The sequence below is a fragment of the Nocardioides acrostichi genome (assembly GCF_015319165.1).
In the GTDB taxonomy this organism is placed as follows: Bacteria; Actinomycetota; Actinomycetes; order Propionibacteriales; family Nocardioidaceae; genus Nocardioides; species Nocardioides acrostichi.
On the sequence record NZ_JADIVZ010000001.1, the window covers coordinates 186,424 to 202,368 of the forward strand.

Annotated in this window: 16 protein-coding genes and 1 tRNA gene; 12 read left to right on the forward strand and 5 right to left on the reverse strand. The window is 70.4% G+C overall.

The window, feature by feature from the left end; all coding sequences use genetic code 11:
* Positions 1 to 9: 9 nt before the first annotated feature.
* Genes ISG29_RS00880 through hemQ form a run of 6 tightly spaced genes read left to right on the forward strand, consistent with a single transcriptional unit; the run spans position 10 to position 5,822 of the window.
* The gene (locus ISG29_RS00880; protein WP_194501486.1) at positions 10 to 1,179 is read left to right on the forward strand and encodes an LLM class flavin-dependent oxidoreductase; all 1,170 of its coding nucleotides are present in this window, start codon (positions 10 to 12) and stop codon (positions 1,177 to 1,179) included.
* Positions 1,176 to 1,715 (forward strand): NADPH-dependent FMN reductase, encoded by a 540-nt coding sequence (locus ISG29_RS00885; protein WP_328827417.1) that lies wholly within the window; start codon positions 1,176 to 1,178, stop codon positions 1,713 to 1,715. The genes ISG29_RS00880 and ISG29_RS00885 overlap by 4 nt, the downstream gene beginning before the upstream one ends.
* Positions 1,712 to 2,302 (forward strand): flavin reductase family protein, encoded by a 591-nt coding sequence (locus ISG29_RS00890; RefSeq protein WP_194501487.1) that lies wholly within the window; start codon positions 1,712 to 1,714, stop codon positions 2,300 to 2,302. The genes ISG29_RS00885 and ISG29_RS00890 overlap by 4 nt, the downstream gene beginning before the upstream one ends.
* A complete protein-coding gene (locus ISG29_RS00895) occupies positions 2,299 to 3,657 on the forward strand; it encodes an MFS transporter (protein ID WP_194501488.1) in 1,359 nt (452 codons plus the stop codon). Before ISG29_RS00890 ends, ISG29_RS00895 begins: the two co-directional genes overlap by 4 nt.
* A 30-nt stretch (positions 3,658 to 3,687) precedes the next feature.
* A complete protein-coding gene (gene hemG, locus ISG29_RS00900; RefSeq protein ID WP_194501489.1) occupies positions 3,688 to 5,106 on the forward strand; it encodes a protoporphyrinogen oxidase in 1,419 nt (472 codons plus the stop codon).
* On the forward strand, positions 5,103 to 5,822 hold the full coding sequence (hemQ, locus tag ISG29_RS00905) for a hydrogen peroxide-dependent heme synthase (protein ID WP_194501490.1): 720 nt from the start codon (positions 5,103 to 5,105) through the stop codon (positions 5,820 to 5,822). The genes hemG and hemQ overlap by 4 nt, the downstream gene beginning before the upstream one ends.
* 128 nt (positions 5,823 to 5,950) lie before the next feature.
* Here the strand turns inward: hemQ and msrB are convergent, their stop codons facing one another.
* A complete protein-coding gene (gene msrB / locus ISG29_RS00910) occupies positions 5,951 to 6,370 on the reverse strand; it encodes a peptide-methionine (R)-S-oxide reductase MsrB (RefSeq protein WP_194501491.1) in 420 nt (139 codons plus the stop codon).
* Between the two features lie 147 nt (positions 6,371 to 6,517).
* Here msrB and ISG29_RS00915 point away from each other — a divergent pair, with 147 nt between their 5' ends.
* Genes ISG29_RS00915 through ISG29_RS00925 form a run of 3 tightly spaced genes read left to right on the forward strand, consistent with a single transcriptional unit; the run spans position 6,518 to position 9,242 of the window.
* Complete coding sequence (locus ISG29_RS00915; RefSeq protein WP_194501492.1) at positions 6,518 to 7,603, forward strand: ferredoxin reductase; 1,086 nt, start codon at positions 6,518 to 6,520, stop codon at positions 7,601 to 7,603.
* Between the two features lie 45 nt (positions 7,604 to 7,648).
* On the forward strand, positions 7,649 to 8,869 hold the full coding sequence (locus tag ISG29_RS00920; RefSeq protein WP_194501493.1) for a fatty acid desaturase family protein: 1,221 nt from the start codon (positions 7,649 to 7,651) through the stop codon (positions 8,867 to 8,869).
* A 19-nt stretch (positions 8,870 to 8,888) separates the two neighbouring features.
* Positions 8,889 to 9,242 carry a hypothetical protein gene (locus ISG29_RS00925; RefSeq protein ID WP_194501494.1) on the forward strand — a complete coding sequence of 118 codons (354 nt, stop codon included), beginning with the start codon at positions 8,889 to 8,891 and terminating at the stop codon, positions 9,240 to 9,242.
* Positions 9,243 to 9,461: 219 nt separating this feature from the next.
* Here ISG29_RS00925 and ISG29_RS00930 read toward each other — a convergent pair whose 3' ends face one another.
* A complete protein-coding gene (locus ISG29_RS00930; RefSeq protein WP_194501495.1) occupies positions 9,462 to 10,748 on the reverse strand; it encodes a GNAT family N-acetyltransferase in 1,287 nt (428 codons plus the stop codon).
* Between the two features lie 68 nt (positions 10,749 to 10,816).
* Here ISG29_RS00930 and ISG29_RS00935 point away from each other — a divergent pair, with 68 nt between their 5' ends.
* A complete protein-coding gene (locus tag ISG29_RS00935; protein WP_194501496.1) occupies positions 10,817 to 11,914 on the forward strand; it encodes a DNA polymerase domain-containing protein in 1,098 nt (365 codons plus the stop codon).
* A 322-nt stretch (positions 11,915 to 12,236) separates the two neighbouring features.
* Positions 12,237 to 12,866 (forward strand): sulfotransferase family 2 domain-containing protein, encoded by a 630-nt coding sequence (locus ISG29_RS00940; RefSeq protein WP_194501497.1) that lies wholly within the window; start codon positions 12,237 to 12,239, stop codon positions 12,864 to 12,866.
* A gap of 21 nt (positions 12,867 to 12,887) precedes the next feature.
* Here ISG29_RS00940 and ISG29_RS00945 read toward each other — a convergent pair whose 3' ends face one another.
* On the reverse strand, positions 12,888 to 13,436 hold the full coding sequence (locus tag ISG29_RS00945) for a hypothetical protein (RefSeq protein ID WP_194501498.1): 549 nt from the start codon (positions 13,434 to 13,436) through the stop codon (positions 12,888 to 12,890).
* A 32-nt stretch (positions 13,437 to 13,468) separates the two neighbouring features.
* A complete protein-coding gene (locus ISG29_RS00950) occupies positions 13,469 to 14,572 on the reverse strand; it encodes an ATP-dependent DNA ligase (protein ID WP_194501499.1) in 1,104 nt (367 codons plus the stop codon).
* Between the two features lie 113 nt (positions 14,573 to 14,685).
* Between ISG29_RS00950 and ISG29_RS00955 the strand changes: the two genes are divergently transcribed.
* Positions 14,686 to 14,764: transfer RNA gene (locus tag ISG29_RS00955), tRNA-Gln, on the forward strand.
* 72 nt (positions 14,765 to 14,836) lie between these two features.
* Here the strand turns inward: ISG29_RS00955 and ISG29_RS00960 are convergent.
* Positions 14,837 to 15,934 (reverse strand): NAD(P)/FAD-dependent oxidoreductase, encoded by a 1,098-nt coding sequence (locus ISG29_RS00960; protein ID WP_194501500.1) that lies wholly within the window; start codon positions 15,932 to 15,934, stop codon positions 14,837 to 14,839.
* Between the last annotated feature and the right edge of the window lie 11 nt (positions 15,935 to 15,945).

The window sequence follows — 15,945 nt, forward strand, 5'->3', positions numbered from 1 at the left end:
GAGCTCGTCATGAGCCACCCACTCACGTTCCACTGGTTCCTGCCCACCAACGGCGGCGACGGCCGTCATGTCGTCGGCGGCGGCCACGGTCTCGCGGCCGGAGCCGCTGGGCGCCCCGCCGACGTGCCCTACCTCGGCCAGGTCGCCCGGGCCGCCGAGACGATGGGCTTCGAGGCCGCGCTGACCCCCACCGGCGCCTGGTGCGAGGATGCCTGGCTCTCGACCGCCATGCTCAGCCAGGTCTCCGAGCGGCTGAAGTTCCTGGTCGCCTTCCGGCCGGGTCTGGTCTCGCCGTTCCTGGCCGCCCAGATGGCCGGCACGTTCCAGCAGCTCTCCGGCGGCCGGCTGCTGCTCAACGTCGTCACCGGAGGCGAGGACCACGAGCAGCGCATGTTCGGCGACTTCGACGACAAGGAGGCACGCTACGAGCGGTGTGCGGAATTCCTCGAGATCGTCACGCGGCTGTGGCGCGGTGAGACCGTCGACTTCGAGGGCCAGCACCTGCGGGTCGAGGCCGCCACGCTGAACCAGCGCCCCGACCCCCGCCCCGACATCTACTTCGGGGGCTCCTCACCGGCCGCCGGGCGGGTGGCCGCGAAGTACGCCGACGTCTACCTCACCTGGGGCGAGCCCCCGGCCGCGGTGGCCGAGAAGATCGCCTGGATCCGCGAGCTCGCTCGCGAGGAGGGCCGCGAGGAGCAGGTGCGCTTCGGCATCCGCATGCACACCATCACCCGCGACACCTCCGAGGAGGCCTGGGCCGAGGCCGACCGGCTGCTGGCAGGCATCTCCGACGACGACATCGCCCGGGTGCGCAGCGGCCTGCTGCGCAGCGGGTCGGTGGGACAGCAGCGGATGCTCGAGCTCAGCGGTGGCACCCGCTCCGACCTCGAGATCCACCCCAACGTGTGGGCCGGCGTGGGGCTGGTCCGCGGGGGCGCCGGCACGGCGCTCGTGGGGAGCCACGAGGAGGTCGCCGATCGCATCGAGGAGTACGCCGACCTCGGCATCGAGGAGTTCGTGCTCTCGGCCTACCCGCACCTCGAGGGCGCCTACTGGTTCGGGGAGGGCGTGTTGCCGATCCTGGCCGAGCGCGGTCGCTGGCAGCACCCCGCGCCCTCCGTCGGGCGCGAGCACAGCGTGCCCTTCGGCGAGGCCGGACGGCGGGCCGCGTCGTGAGCGGCGCCGGCACGATGGGCAGCGTCGCCGTGGTCTGCGGCAACCCCCGCCCGGAATCGCGCACCCTGACGGCGGCCCGCTACCTCGCCACCTCGCTCACGGGTGGCGACTGCGAGTGCGTCGTCGACCTCGCCACCTTCGGTCAGCGACTGCTCGACCCCGACGACCCCGACGTGGCGCACGCCGTGCACCGCGTCGGCGCGGCCGAGCTGGTGATCGTCGCCTCGCCGACCTACAAGGCCACCTACACCGGGCTGCTCAAGGTGTTCCTCGACCGGTTCGCCGGCGGCACGGGGCTGGCTGGCGTGGCCGTGCCGCTCATGCTGGGCGGATCGCCGCACCACGCCCTGGCGCCCGAGCTGCACCTACGGCCGCTCCTGGTCGAGCTCGGCGCCCCATGCGTCACGCCCGCCCTCTTCGTGCTCGACGACGCATACGACGACCCCGCGAGCTACCGCGACTGGCTCGACCGCACCGCGCCCGTCGTCCGCCCCCTGCTCGACCGCCTGCCCCGACCCACAGGAGTTCCCGCATGACCACCCAGACGACCGAACAGACCCCCGCGCTCGACGCCCGCGCCCTGCGTGACGCCTTCGGCACCTACCCCAGCGGAGTCGTCGCGGTGGCCGGCCGCGCCCAGGGCCGCCTCGTCGGCATTGCGGCCAGCTCCTTCACCTCCGTCTCGATCGACCCGCCGCTGGTCTCGGTCTCGGTGGCCGCCGAGAGCAACACCTGGCCGCTGCTGCGCCAGTCGGATCAGATCGGGGTCAGCGTGCTGGCGGCGCACCACGACGCACTGTGCCGCCAGCTCGCGGGGCCCGCCGACGAGCGGTTCGACGATCTGGCCGTGCACACGACGCGCGGGGGTGCGGTGCTGCTCGACGAGGCCGTCGCCCACTTCACCTGCACCGTGCACGACGAGGTCGAAGCCGGTGACCACGTCGTGGTGCTCTTGGCCATCGAGGGCGTCCACGTCGAGGACGAGCGGCAGCCACTGGTCTTCCACCGCAGCTCCTTCCAGCGGCTGCACCGCGACGACCTCGACCCCCGCCGTCTCGACGGTCGCATCAACGGCGAGCCCGTCGCGGCCGAGACCTCGGGCGGCCAGGAGAGCGCCGCGTGAGTCGGCACCGCACCACATCAGCGTCCAGCGGCCCGCCGTCGCCGCGTCGGGTGGCGGTGGCGGCCGCGGTCGGCGCCACGATCGAGTGGTACGACTTCTTTCTCTACGGCACCGCGGCCGCCGTGGTGTTCGACAAGCTGTACTTCAACGGTCTCGACGGTCCGGCCGCCCAGTTCGCCGCGTTCGCGACGTTCGCCGTCGGCTTCTTGGCCCGGCCCGTCGGCGGACTCGTGTTCGGACACTTCGGTGACCGGGTCGGTCGCAAGACCATGCTGCTGCTGACGCTGGTGATCATGGGCGTGGGCACCGCGCTGGTGGGCCTGCTGCCGACGTACGACCAGATCGGTGTGTGGGCGCCCATCGCGCTGGTGGTGCTGCGGGTGCTCCAGGGCATCGGCGTCGGTGGCGAGTACGGCGGCGCCGTCCTGCTGGCGGTGGAGTACGCACCCGCCGAGCGGCGTGGCTTCCTGGGCAGCTTCGCGCACATCGGTGTGCCGGGCGGGCTGCTGCTCGCCGCGGCGTCCTTCTCGCTGGCCGGCCTGCTGCCCGACGAGGCGTTCCTCGCCTGGGGCTGGCGAGCCTGCTTCCTGGCCAGCGTGGTGTTGCTCGGCATCGGCGCCTACATCCGGCTCTCGGTCACCGAGACCCCGGCGTTCGCCAAGGTGCAGGCCGAGCACGAGGTGTCGCGGCTGCCCCTCGGCGACCTGCTACGTCACCAGTCCAAGCCGCTGCTGCTCGGCATGGGCACCCGCTTCATCGAGGGCCTGACCTTCAACCTCTTCAGCGTCTACCTGCTCGCCTACGTCGTCACGAACCTGGAGCTGCCGCGCAGTTGGGCGCTCTCCGGCATCCTCGTCGGAGCCGGGCTCGGCGTCGTCCTGGTGCCGTTGACCGGTGCGCTCTCGGATCGCATCGGTCGCTTGCCCGTGTACCGCGCCGGCACCTGGCTCGGCCTGCTGGTGGCGTTCCCGGCCGCTGCGCTGGTGAGCAGTGGTGAGCGCTGGCTGATCTTCGCGGCGTTCGTGCTCGGGCTGGGCCTGGTCTACGGGGTGGTCTACGGGCCCCTCGCCGCCTTCTGGTCCGAGCAGTTCGAGACGCGCTACCGGTACACGGCCCTGAGCACGCTCTACCAGGTCTCGGGAGTGGTGGCCTCCGGGCTGACGCCGCTCATCGCGGCCTGGCTCGTCGCCCGCGGTCACGGCACGCTGTGGTGGGTGGCCGGTTACAACGTCGTGGTCGCCGCCGTCTCCTTGACCTGTGCGCGGTTCCTGCCCGAGACCCGAGGCATCGACCTCGACGCCGTCGGTCGGCCCGCGGCCACGGCGGTCGAGACCAAGGTGCCCGTGCCCGCCTGAACTCCGCGGGGCCGTGGCAGGCTGGCCTTCGTGGGTGCTCGCGTCGCGGTGGTCGGTGGGGGAGTCGCCGGTCTGGTTGCGGCCCGGGATCTCGTCGGGGCCGGCCACGACGTGCTGCTGCTCGAGGCGGGCGACGAGACCGGGGGCAAGCTTCGCCGTCGCCCCGTCGGTGGCGTGCTCGTCGACGTCGGCGCCGAGGCGATGCTCAACCGGCGCCCCGAGGGTGTCGAGGTGGCTCGCTCCGCCGGGCTCGAGGTCGAGCACCCGGCCGTCGTCAGCTCACGGATCTTCTCTCGCGGCGCGCTGCGTCGGCTGCCGCGCTCGCTCATGGGTGTGCCGCTCGACCTCGACGACCTCGCTGCGAGCGGCGTGCTCGACGACGCCGAGCTCGCCCGGGTGCGCGAGGAGCCGTCCCTGCCGCCCCTGGAGCTCGATCCGGACGACGACCTCACCGTCGGCGACCTCGTCGACGCCCGCCTCGGCCCGGCGGTGACCGACCGGCTGGTCGAGCCGCTGCTCGGCGGCGTCTATGCCGGGCAGGCGCGTCGCATCAGCGCGCGCGCCGCGGTGCCGCAGCTCGTGGCGATGGCGCAGTCGGGCTCACTGCTCGAGGCAGGTGCGGCGATGGCTGCCCCCGCCACCTACTCGACCCCCGTCTTCGCCGGGTTGTCCGGTGGCATGGGCGGGCTGAGCGACGCCCTCGCCGAGCGCCTGCGGGAGGCCGGCGTCGAGGTTCGCACCGGTGCGACCGTGCGCGAGCTGGCCCGCACCTCCTCCGGCTTCCGGCTGGCGGTAGGCCCCGCCACGTCACCCGAGCGGCTCGAGGTCGATGCGGTGGTGCTCGCCACCCCGCCCGCCGCCACCGCGCGGCTGCTCGCCGACGTAGCGCCTGCGGCGTCCGCCCTGCTCGGGCGGGTCGAGAGCGCCTCGGTGGTGGTCGTGAGCTTCGCGTTCCGTACGGCCGAGGTCGGGGCGCTGGCCGACACCGACTGCTCGGGACTGCTGGTGCCCCCGGTGGAGGGCCGCGACATCAAGGCCTCGACGTTCTCGTTCGCCAAGTGGGGCTGGGTGCGCGAGGCGGGTGCGGGTGAGGGACTGGTGCACCTGCGCACCTCGCTCGGCCGGCACGGCGACGAGACCACGCTGCAGGTGCCCGACGCCGAACTGGTCGCGCGCTCGCGGCGCGACCTCGCGGTGCTGGCCGGCGTCGCTGCCGACCCGGTCGACGCCCACGTGCAGCGATGGGGCGGCGGGTTGCCGCAGTACGCGCCGGGTCACGTGGCGCTGGTGGCCGGTGTACGCGACGCCGTGGCCGCCGTGCCCGGGCTGGCGGTGTGCGGCGCGGCGTACGACGGCGTGGGCATCCCGGCGGTCCTCGCCTCCGCGCACCGGGCCGCCGCCGGGCTGCTGTCCGATCGTGGACGGGCAGGGGAGACAATGGCGCCATGAGCGACAGCGCGACCGAATCGCAGTCACACGCCGCCCGCATCCGCGAGATCAACGACGGCATCCGCTACACGATGTGGTCGGTGTTCCGGCTGCGCGACGTGCTGGGTGCGGCCGACCGGGCAGCCGAGGGTGCCGAGGTCGAGAAGCTGTTCGCCGAGCTCGCGGAGGCCGGGGTCGTCGTCCGCGGCGTCTACGACGTGAGCGGGCTGCGCGCCGACGCCGACGTGATGGTCTGGCTGCACGCCGCCACGAGCGAGGAGCTCCAGGCCGCCTACCACCGCTTCCGGCGTACCGCCTTCGGCGCCCGGTTGGAGCCGGTGTGGTCGCAGATGGCGCTGCACCGTCCGGCCGAGTTCAACAAGTCGCACGTACCGGCGTTCCTCGCCGACGAGGCGCCCAAGAAGCACGTGTGCGTCTACCCGTTCGTGCGCTCCTATGAGTGGTACCTGCTCGAGGACGACGAGCGCCGCGCGATGCTCGCCGAGCACGGCAAGATGGCGCGCGACTACAAGGACGTGCGCGCCAACACCGTCTCGAGCTTCGCCCTCGGTGACTACGAGTGGCTGTTGGCCTTCGAGGCCGACGACCTCTACCGCATCGTCGACCTCATGCGGCACCTGCGCGGCTCCGAGGCCCGTCGCCATGTGCGCGAGGAGGTGCCGTTCTACACCGGCGCCCTCACCCCCATCGCCGACCTGGTCGACCGCCTGCCGTAGGTGTGTGGGAGGGCGCCGCGCCCGGGGAATTCACCGGCCGGCCGGTGAACTTGCCCCCGGGACGGTGAAATTCCACCGTCCCAGGGGCGAAATCACCGGCCGTCCGGTGAATTCTGGGGCTGGAGTGACTAGCCCTCCACCCGGCCCGACCCGTCGGCGGGCTCGAGGGTGAGGCTGATGGAGTTGATGCAGTAGCGGTCGCCCGTGGGGGTGCCGTAGCCGTCGGGGAACACATGTCCCAGGTGCGAGCCGCAGTTCTTGCACAGCACCTCGACGCGGCGCATGCCCAGCGAGTTGTCGGCGCGCTCCTCGACCGTGTCGGGCATCGACTGGTAGAACGACGGCCACCCGCAGCCGGAGTGGAACTTCGTCTCGGACTCGAAGAGCTTGGCGTCGCATGCCTTACAGCGGTAGACGCCGATCGTCTCGGCGTCGGTCAGCTTGCCCTTGAATGCGCGCTCGGTGCCCGCCTTGCGCAGCACCGCGAACTCGTCGGGCGAGAGCTGCTCGCGCCACTGCTCATCGGACTTCTCGACCTCGTATGCCATACACCCGACTGTAGGGCCCCGCGGAAGCCCGAACGGTGACAGAGTGTGACCTAGGCCTCACCCGGGGAGGCGCTTGACCATTCCAGAGAACAACTGTTCACTGTGGCACACGTGTCACAAGAACGTTGCCGTCACGAAGGAGCGCCGATGGCCTCGACCATCCCCTGGGCGAGGGTGCGTCAGGCGGGGGAGAAGCTCACCACCCCGTTGCACCCCGACGACTACCTCTCGTTGCTCAACCCGCTGTGGAGCCAGCGCGAGCTGCGCGGCCGGGTCGAGAAGGTCGTCCCCGAGACCGACGACGCCGCGACTTTGGTGATCCGGCCGGGCTGGGGTTGGCGCTTCGACCACAAGCCCGGCCAGTACGTCGGCATCGGCATCCAGGTCGACGGCAAGTTCCAGTGGCGCTCGTACTCGATCTCCTCGCCGCCCAAGCGCTCGGGCCGGCACATCGCCATCACCGTGCGCGCCATGCCCGAGGGTCAGATCTCGGGTCACCTCGTCAAGGGGCTGGCCACGGGCACGATCGTGCGGTTGGCCAAGCCCGAGGGCGACTTCGTGCTCCCGGACCCGCCACCCGCCAAGATGCTGTTCCTCGTGGGCGGGTCGGGCGTCACACCGGTCATGTCGATGCTGCGCACCCTCGACCGCCGCGGCACCCTGCCCGACGTCGTCATGCACTACTCCAGCCCGACCCCGGAACGGATGATCTTCCGCGACGAGATCGACGCGCTCCAGGCCAAGCACGACGACTTCGAGTTCATCCGGCTGCACACCGACACCGAGGGCATGCTCGACCTCGCCGACGCCACCAAGGGGCTCGATGGCTTCTGCTCCGATTGGCGCGATCGCGAGACCTACGCGTGTGGCCCGGGCCCGATGCTCGACGCCATCTCGGAGTTCTTCGAGAACCAGGACGCCTCCGACCGGCTGCACCTGGAGCGCTTCACACTCCAGCTCGGCGGAGACGGCGGCGAGGGCGGCAACCTCACCTTCCGCAACTCCAACAAGACCATCGAGGCGGACGGCGCCACCACGGTGCTCGAGGCGGGCGAGAAGGCCGGTGTCGGCATGCCCTACGGCTGCCGCATGGGCATCTGCCACACCTGCACCGTGACCATGGTCGAGGGCAAGGTGCGCGACCTGCGCAACGGCGACGAGTACGACCAGAAGAACGAACAGGTGCAGACCTGCGTCACCGCCGCCGTCGGCGACTGCACCTTCGACATCTGACCCCCGAGCACCACCACCCACCACCACCACCAGAAGGGACGGCCCATGGCGATCAGCGACGTGGCCGAGTACACGCACCTCACCGACGAGCAGGTCGAGGCGCTCGGAGCCGAGCTCGACAAGGTCCGCGAGGAGATCGAGGCCTCGCGCAACGCCGACGACGCCGCCTACATCCGGCGGATGATCAAGATCCAGCGGGGTCTCGCCACCGCGGGTCGCGTGGTTCTCATGGCGACCCCGCACTCGAAGAGAACCCGTGTGCCCGGTGCCATCGCCGGCGGCGCGCTGCTGGGCGTGGCCAAAATCCTCGAGAACATGGAGATCGGCCACAACGTCATGCACGGCCAGTGGGACTGGATGAACGACCCCGAGATCCACTCCTCCAACTGGGAGTGGGACACCGCGCAGCCGGCCGAGCAGTGGAAGCACTCGCACAACTACGTGCACCACCAGTTCACGAACGTGCTCGGCTACGACAACGACATCGGGTACGGCATCCTGCGCATGGCGCGGGAGCAGAAGTGGCACCCGGCCAACCTCGGCCAGCCGGTCTACAACGCCCTGCTGGCCTCGCTGTTCCAGTGGGGCGTGGCTCTCCACGACCTCGACATCGAGAAGATCCGCAAGCAGGAGAAGGATCCGAAGGAGATGATGCGCCAGCTCAAGCAGATCTGGCGCAAGGGCCGCAACCAGGTCATCAAGGACTACGTCGTCTACCCGGCGCTGTCTGGGCCGCACTGGAAGACGACGCTCAAGGCCAACGCCGCGGCGAACCTGACCCGCAATCTCTGGGCCTACATGATCATCTTCTGCGGCCACTTCCCCGACGGGGCCCTGCATTTCACCGAGGACGAGATCGAGGACGAGACCCGCGCGGAGTGGTACCTGCGCCAGATGCTCGGCTCGGCCAACTTCGAGGGCGGCAAGCTGCTGCACGTGATGTCGGGCCAGCTCGGCTACCAGATCGAGCACCACCTCTTCCCCGACCTGCCGAGCAACCGGTACGCCGAGATCTCGGTGCGGGTTAGGGAGCTGTGCGAGGAGTACAACATCCCGTACACCACCGGACCGCTGCACCAGCAGTACGGGCAGGCGCTGCGCACGATCATGAAGCTGTCGCTGCCCAACAAGATGACCAGCGACAACAAGCCCACCCCGCCGGACCCGACCCGCGAGCCGGTCGAGCGGCGTCGCAAGAGCGATGCCGAGCGCCCGTCGCGTCGGGCCGAGTTGGGTCAGTGGTCGCGCAACCTGCGCAGCGCGTGAGCCTGGGCAGGTCCAGGCCATGATCAGAGGCCTCTCGCGTCCGGTCGACCCCGTCTCCGCTCCCTTCGCCTGGGAGCCGGACGACGAGGGTCGGCCGGCGCTGGTCGCACCCCGTGTCACGCAGTGCGCGCTGAGTCGCATCTGCGGGGCGTGCGGTGAGTCGCTCGGGCGACCCGTCGCGTTCCTGGGTGACGATCTGGAGACCCGCCGCAACGCCTTCCACGCGCCCCCGCTGCACGAGCAGTGCGCGCACGGGCTGCTCGATCGTCATCCCGGCACGCACATCGTGCTCACCAGCGGCTTCGACTTCATCCGGCCGCACAAGGACGACACCGACCGCCGTCCGGTCTTCGTGCCCAACTCACCGCTTTGAGCCGACCTGCCACCAGTTTTCGCGTGACCCGTCGCGAGTTCTCGCGTGACCTGCCACCAGTTTTCCGATGATCTGGCACGACGTGTGAAAACTCGTGGCAGGTGGGTTGAAAACTAGCGACAGGTCAGTTGGGACTCGACTGGATCCGTCGCGGCCCCGCACGCTCGGCCGCGGTCGCCCCTCGACCTCCGAACATCACTCCGGCTGCTGGCTGAGCGATCAAAAACCGGTGCGGCAGTAGGGGCTCGGGCCGGCGTGGTCGGCCATGGCGGCGAAGGTGTCGACGCCGGTGCCGGTGAGGCGTCCGGCGGCGGCCACCGTGTGCACGGGCACGTCGCCGAGGTACAGCGTGCCGAGGGTCTCGACGTCGGTGTGGACGTCGGCCGTCTCGGTGCTGGGCTCGAGGGTGCCGATGCCCTTCGCAGTGGTCAGCCGCCAGCGTCCGGACACGTGACCGAGCGGGTCGGCGACGTCGAGCACCACGGAGCCGTCCTCCCGCCATGGGCGTGCGCCGAGGGTCCGGGGCAGGTCGAGCAGACGCACCCAGAGCATGTCGCGCACCAGGGTGGTCTTGACGCAGCGCGGGTCGACCACGGCGTGATCGAGCGGGTCGTCGTGCAGCAGCCGAGCCCGGGCCACCGAGAGCAGGTCGACGCCGGCCAGGTACTCCCAAAGGCGCAGCTCCGCGGCGGGCGTCAGGGCGATGAGGTCGCCGATGTCGATGCGGTGATGGTCGTGGTCATCGCCCTCCTTGGGCGTGTAGAGCACGTATCCGTCAGGAGTGCCGTCGACATCGAGGTGGACGATCGCGACGAGCCGTCGGTTGATGCCGCCGGTCTCCCAGTCGAAGTCTCCGGACTGGAACTGCCGGTAGAAGGCCGGGCGGCTCACCTCGCCGCGGGTACGACGCAGATGTTCGGCCTTGACCCGCTGCACGAGCGGCCAGGCGTCGCCGGGCAACAGCTGCTCCAACGAGCCGTCGTCGGCGAACCCGGGTCGCAACCTCAGGCGGCCCGGTCGGATGTCGACCTCGACCTGCCGGTAGCGGGTGGCCGGACCGAAGCCGAACCGACCGTAGATCGACCCCTCCGAGACGGTGAGCGCCGCGATGGGGGCGCCATCGGCCGCAGCCACCGCGAGATCCTCGGTCATGAGGCGGGAGAGGATGCCGCGCCGACGGTGCGTGGGGGCGACCGTCACGTCGCTGATCATGTGCAGCGGCACAAGCTCCGGGCCGCCCACGTTCAGCTCGCCGCGCCACGAGCTGAAGGTGGCGACGGGCCTCGGGGTCGCGCCGACGGCACTGTGTGTCGGCGTCGCGTGACGCAGAGTGACGTCGTCCTCGCGGCTGTGCTCGAGCCAGCGGCCGAACTTCTCGTCGTCGAGCCGGCCCTCGATGAAGGCGCTGCTCCAGGCGTCGGCATAGGCGTGCAACCGGCTCCGCGAGTCCGCGTCGTCCGCGTGCACGTCGAGGGTGCCGAAGGTCAGGTCGTCGTGCGTGCTCACGATCGCCACCGTAGGGGAGCGGTCGGCAACGGGGCCACGCGGTTTCTCCGCTGGCCTAGGGTCGGCGCATGGCGTCGAAGGCTGCCGAGGTGCAGGCGGGTGGGCGAGCGGTGCGGGTGAGCAGTCCGGATCGCGTGATCTACGAGGCCACCGACCACACGCCCGACATCACGAAGCTGATGGTCGCCGAGTACGTCGCCTCGGTCGAGGACGGCCTGATGCGTGCGCTGCGCGACCGACCGACGGCCCTGGAGCGCTGGCCCTCCGGCGTGCGTGAGGGCATGAAGCTGGCGACCGGGCAGGCCGATCGCAACGCCGATGCGTTCTACCAGAAGCGGGTGCCCCGAGGTGCGCCCGACTACCTCGAGACGGCACGCATCACGTTCCCCTCCGGTCGCGCCGCCGACGAGATCTGCCCGACCGAGATCGCGGTGCCCGTGTGGTGCGCGCACATGGGCACCCTCACGTTCCACCCGTGGCCGGTGCGTCGCACCGCCGATCCCGACAGTCTCGATCGTCCCGACGAGCTGCGCATCGACCTCGACCCGCAGCCCGGAACGAGCTTCACGGACGCCGTCCGCGTGGCCGGCGTCGCACTCGACCTGCTCGGAGAGCTGGGGCTGCGTGGGTTCGTGAAGACCTCCGGCAACCGCGGCGTGCACATCTACGTGCGCATCGCACCCCGGTGGGCGTTCGCCGAGGTGCGTCATGCCGCCATCGCCTTCGGGCGGGCACTGGAGGGGCGCGACGACCAGGTCACGACGGCGTGGTGGAAGGAGGAGCGGGGGGAACGGGTCTTCGTCGACTTCAACCAGAACTGCCGCGACCGGACCATCGCGTCGGCGTACTCGCTGCGACCGCTACCGGGCGCCCCGGTCTCGACGCCACTGCCCTACGCGCAGCTGCGCGAGCTCACGGACCCCCGCGAGCTGAACCTGACCACCGTGCCGGCGCTGCTCGCCGATCAGGGTGATGCCTGGGCCGAGATCGACGACGTGGCGCACTCCCTCGAGCCGCTGCTGGAGCTGTGGGAGGCAGACCCGCGTGAGCTGAACTTCCCGCCCGACCACCCGAAGATGCCCGGCGAGCCGCCGCGCGTGCAGCCCTCGAAGAAGGTGGCCGAGCACTGGGACCAGGACGGCAATCGGGTGGACGGTCCGAAATGACGAGAACCGCTCGGGGCCGTCCCTGACTCGGCCTCGAGCGGTTCTCGTTGTCGTGAGTTCCCCCCGGAACTCCCAAGAACCCGAGATGCTTCCGCGCTCCCCCCAGAACCGCGGACGCTTAGATCCTTGTCGCCGATTCACCCCCCGGTGTCTCGACGCCCCAACCCTAGAGAGGTTGCTGTGCTGCGGCGACCTAGCCACGTCCACAGCTCTTCTAGACTTTGGTAACACCGTCGGGGGGTATCGACGACGTGCGCTTTCTGGCCACGCGGAACGGCCCTGATGAGCATTGCGGCCGCGCTCTTCGGGTACTTTGCGGGCCATGATGGTCTCCCACGAGCGTCGGATGCTCTTCGTGCACGTGCAGAAGACCGGCGGCTCGACCATCGACACGATGCTCGAGCAGGCGATCCCCGACGCCGAGTATCTGCAGGGGCTGCGCGGTGGGCGTCACGCGCGGCTCGCGCCGGCGCTGAAGCAGTACCCCGAGCTCGGCGACTACTTCATCTTCGGCTTCGTGCGGAACCCGTGGGCGCGGATGTACTCGTGGTACGCCATGATCCAGCGGGCGCAGGAGAACGCCGACGCCGGCGTCGAGAAGGCGGCCAAGCAGTTGCGCAAGAACCGGCTGTGGAAGAAGGTGCTCGCCGATCATCCGGACTTCGAGACCTTCATCATGCGGGGGCCGGAGGACCACCGCGAGCTGCGTCGTCCGCAGATCAGCTACCTGCGCACCACGGGCCGCCGCGCCGACTTCATCGGTCGCCAGGAGCGGTTCGACAAGGATCTGCAGAAGGTCTGGGGTCGGATGGGGCTCGAGTGGCCGGGGGAGTCGTTGAAGGTGAACACCGGGCCCAGCACCGACTACCGCGAGCACTACACGCCGCAGATGCGCGACAAGGTCGCCGAGGTGTTCGCCAAGGACGTCAAGCGGTTCAAGTACGAGTTCTGATCGTGCGCCGCGTCGGGGCCCTCAGATGAGGGACGCACCCTCGCCGCCGCCGGCGGACTGCTCGTCGATGGTCTCGTGCTCGAGCAGGTGCAGCACGGGCAGGTCGAGCTTGCGGCGCGCCTGGCTGGTCCAGTCGAGATGGAACAGCTCCGAGACCAGATGTGGCCGGGTGAGCACGATGGCCTCGCGGGCGTCGACGGCGCGCACCTGCTCGACCAGGGCATCGATCGGCGACGTCGTGGCGAGCGCTCCGGTGGCCTCCACGCCCTGAGCGGTCAGGGCTGCGACGCTGGCGGCCAGCGCCTCCTCGGAGCGTTTGCGGGCTTCCTCCTCGATCTCTTGGAGGTCCAGCTCGGGCAGCAGCGCGGCCGGCGACGCCAGGACGTCGCCGCCCGTGACGCCGCCCATGGCGGCCTCGACGCGGGCCGCGGCGTCGTCGGCTGGCAGCAGCACGTGATAGGCGACCTGCTCGCCCTCCTCGCGCAGCTCACTGTGCAGCGAGCTGATCTGCTGCGCGTCTGCCGCGCTCAGAGCCTGCTCGACGAGAAGGACGACGTCATAGGTGGCCATTGCTCGAATCTATCTCTCGACGGTGCGGCCGCTCACGCACCCGAGAGGATGTCGCCCAGGTCGTAGCCGACCACCTGCTCCAACTGGTCATACCCACACGACGCCGGGTCGCGGTCGGGGCGCCAGCGCTTGAAGTGCGCCGTGTGCCGGAACCGACGGCCCTCCATGTTGTCGTACTTGACCTCCAGCACGCGGTCGGGCCGCAACGGGGTGAAGGAGAGATCCTTTCCCTGGCTCCAGCGGCTCTGCGTGCCCGGCACGCGGTCGGGGTTCGCGATCGCCCACTCCTGCCAGGCGCCCCACGGGTGCTCCTCGATGGGGCAGACGAGCTCTTGGAGCTCGACCCAGAGTTCGGCTCGACGCGCCGCGGTGAAGCTGGCGCTCACACCCACGTGCTGGAGGGTTTCTCCGGAGTAGAGCCCCAGCAGCATGCTGCCGAGCAGTGGCTTCTCGGGCGTGGAGGTCTTGTGCTCGCGGTAGCCGCACAGCACGACGTCGGCGGTGCGCTCGTGCTTGATCTTGAGCATCGTGCGCGCGTTGGGGGAGTAGGGCTCGCCCAACGGTTTGGCCACGACTCCGTCGAGTCCCGCGCCCTCGAACTGCGAGAACCACTGTTGCGCGACGGCGGGATCCTCGGTGGTGCGGGTCAGGTGGCACGGCCCGCCCGCGAGGTGCCCGAGCGCCTGCTCGAGCGCTGCCCGCCTCTCGGCAAAGGGGAGCGCCGTCAGGTCGTCAGCCCCGAGCGCGAGGACGTCGAACGCGACGAACTCGGCGGGCGTCTCGCCGCTGAGCTTCTCGACGCGGGACGCCGCGGGGTGGATGCGCTCCTGGAGCACCTCGAACTCCAGCTTGCGGGCGCCGGTGTCGGTGGGCAGCGCCACGAACACCTCCCCGTCGAGCACGCAGCGCTCGGGCAGTTGGGCGCGGGCCGCCTCGACGATCTCCGGGAAGTAACGGGTCAGCGGCTTGGTGTTGCGACTGGCCAACTCGACCTCGTCGCCGTCTTTGAAGAGCAGGCACCGGAAGCCATCCCACTTCGGCTCGAACGACAGCCCGCCGAACTTCGCAGGATCGGGGACGCCCTTGACCGCCTTCGCGAGCATCGGCTGGACAGGCGGCATCACGGGCAGGTCCACGCCGGCGACTCTACGGCGCAGTGCCGACAAGCGGCCCGGACGTCATCCCTCGTGACGACACGGGCGTCCCGCATGAAGGACGACGGCCGCAACGGCCTAACCTTGGGCACCTATCCCCGGTTGGTCTGCCGGCAGGGCCCGCCTGACTTTGAATCAGGACTAGCGACGTAGGTTCGACTCCTACCCGGGGAGCCGATCGTCTCGGTGGTAGGTCTCGCACCGGTCAGCGCGATCTGAGACGGCTCCGGTCGTGTGCCGACTGGTTCAGGCGTGGAAGCGCGCCGCCATCCGTGCGGTGAACAGGTCGCGCCCCTTGCGGTCCACCACCATATCGAGGGGTGCCGGGCGGCTGGCGCCGTCCGGGCCGGGGATCTGTCCGACTCCGCCGGTGGAGCCGAGCGGAAGGAAGATGCGCCGCGTCTGCGCGGTGGAGGGGACGTAGGTGCTCTGAGCGGGGCGCCCCTCGATCCTCGCCGTCAGGTTCTCCACGACGGTGAGCGCCTGGGTCTGGGCCCACGTCGCCATCTTCGGGTCGGGCAGGTTCGTGATGTCGCCGACCGCGTACACGTGGTCGTGACCCGCGACGGTCAGGGAGGCGGTGACCGGCACCAGTCCGTGGTCGAGCGCCACGAGGGCGCCGTCCTCGAGGTAGGCGGTGTTGACCCGGGAGCCGAAGCTCCGAAACCAGATGTCCGCGGCGATCTCCTCGCCGGCCTCGGTGACGGCCGCGAACGTCTGGGCCACGCCCTCGGCGACCGGCGGGAGGCCGTCGATCCTCACGCCGAGCCTGACGTCGATGTCGAGGGACTGGAGCTGTCGCCTGAGCTCGTCTCGGACCTCGGGCAGGTAGCCGCGGAGGAGTTCGTCGTCAGGGTCGACGACCACAATGCGCTTGTGCGGCCACACCTCGCGGATCTCCCCGGCCAGCTCGAGCCCGACCGGGCCAGCGCCGAGGATGAGGACCCGCTCGGCCTGCGCGAGCTGCCCGTGGGTCGCGCGCAGGTCGTCGAGCGCCTCGTCGATCGAGGAGTCGTGCCGGTGCGGGCGCGCCGGGTAGGAGTAGGAGGAGCCGGTGGCGAGGACCGTGAAGTCCGTCTCGACCCGGCCACCGCCGCGTAGCGTCACCCCGGTGGCGTCGACCGAGGCTGCATAGTCCTGGACCTGGCGTCCGCGACGCAGCAGCGAGCCGTACCTGAAGAACGCACGCGGGGCGAAGTCGGGCTGGGTGAGAGCGCGCAGCGAGGCGGACACGTTGACGAACGCCTCGCGCGGGTCGATGAGAACGATGTCCGCCTTCTCGTCGAGGGCCTCGACGAGAAGGGTGCCGGCGAAGCCACCACCGACGATCGCAACGGAGGGCATGAGTCATCCTT

Excerpts from the sequence above, each read along its gene's own strand:
- ISG29_RS00880 (WP_194501486.1), top strand. The coding sequence starts at position 10 with ATGAGCCACCCACTCACGTTCCACTGGTTCCTGCCCACCAACGGCGGC.
- msrB (WP_194501491.1), bottom strand. The coding sequence starts at position 6,370 with ATGGCATACGAGGTCGAGAAGTCCGATGAGCAGTGGCGCGAGCAGCTC.
- ISG29_RS00915 (WP_194501492.1), top strand. The coding sequence starts at position 6,518 with ATGGCCTCGACCATCCCCTGGGCGAGGGTGCGTCAGGCGGGGGAGAAG.
- ISG29_RS00945 (WP_194501498.1), bottom strand. The coding sequence starts at position 13,436 with ATGGCCACCTATGACGTCGTCCTTCTCGTCGAGCAGGCTCTGAGCGCG.
- ISG29_RS00920 (WP_194501493.1), top strand. The coding sequence starts at position 7,649 with ATGGCGATCAGCGACGTGGCCGAGTACACGCACCTCACCGACGAGCAG.
- ISG29_RS00940 (WP_194501497.1), top strand. The coding sequence starts at position 12,237 with ATGATGGTCTCCCACGAGCGTCGGATGCTCTTCGTGCACGTGCAGAAG.
- ISG29_RS00925 (WP_194501494.1), top strand. The coding sequence starts at position 8,889 with ATGATCAGAGGCCTCTCGCGTCCGGTCGACCCCGTCTCCGCTCCCTTC.
- ISG29_RS00890 (WP_194501487.1), top strand. The coding sequence starts at position 1,712 with ATGACCACCCAGACGACCGAACAGACCCCCGCGCTCGACGCCCGCGCC.
- hemQ (WP_194501490.1), top strand. The coding sequence starts at position 5,103 with ATGAGCGACAGCGCGACCGAATCGCAGTCACACGCCGCCCGCATCCGC.
- ISG29_RS00960 (WP_194501500.1), bottom strand. The coding sequence starts at position 15,934 with ATGCCCTCCGTTGCGATCGTCGGTGGTGGCTTCGCCGGCACCCTTCTC.
- ISG29_RS00935 (WP_194501496.1), top strand. The coding sequence starts at position 10,817 with ATGGCGTCGAAGGCTGCCGAGGTGCAGGCGGGTGGGCGAGCGGTGCGG.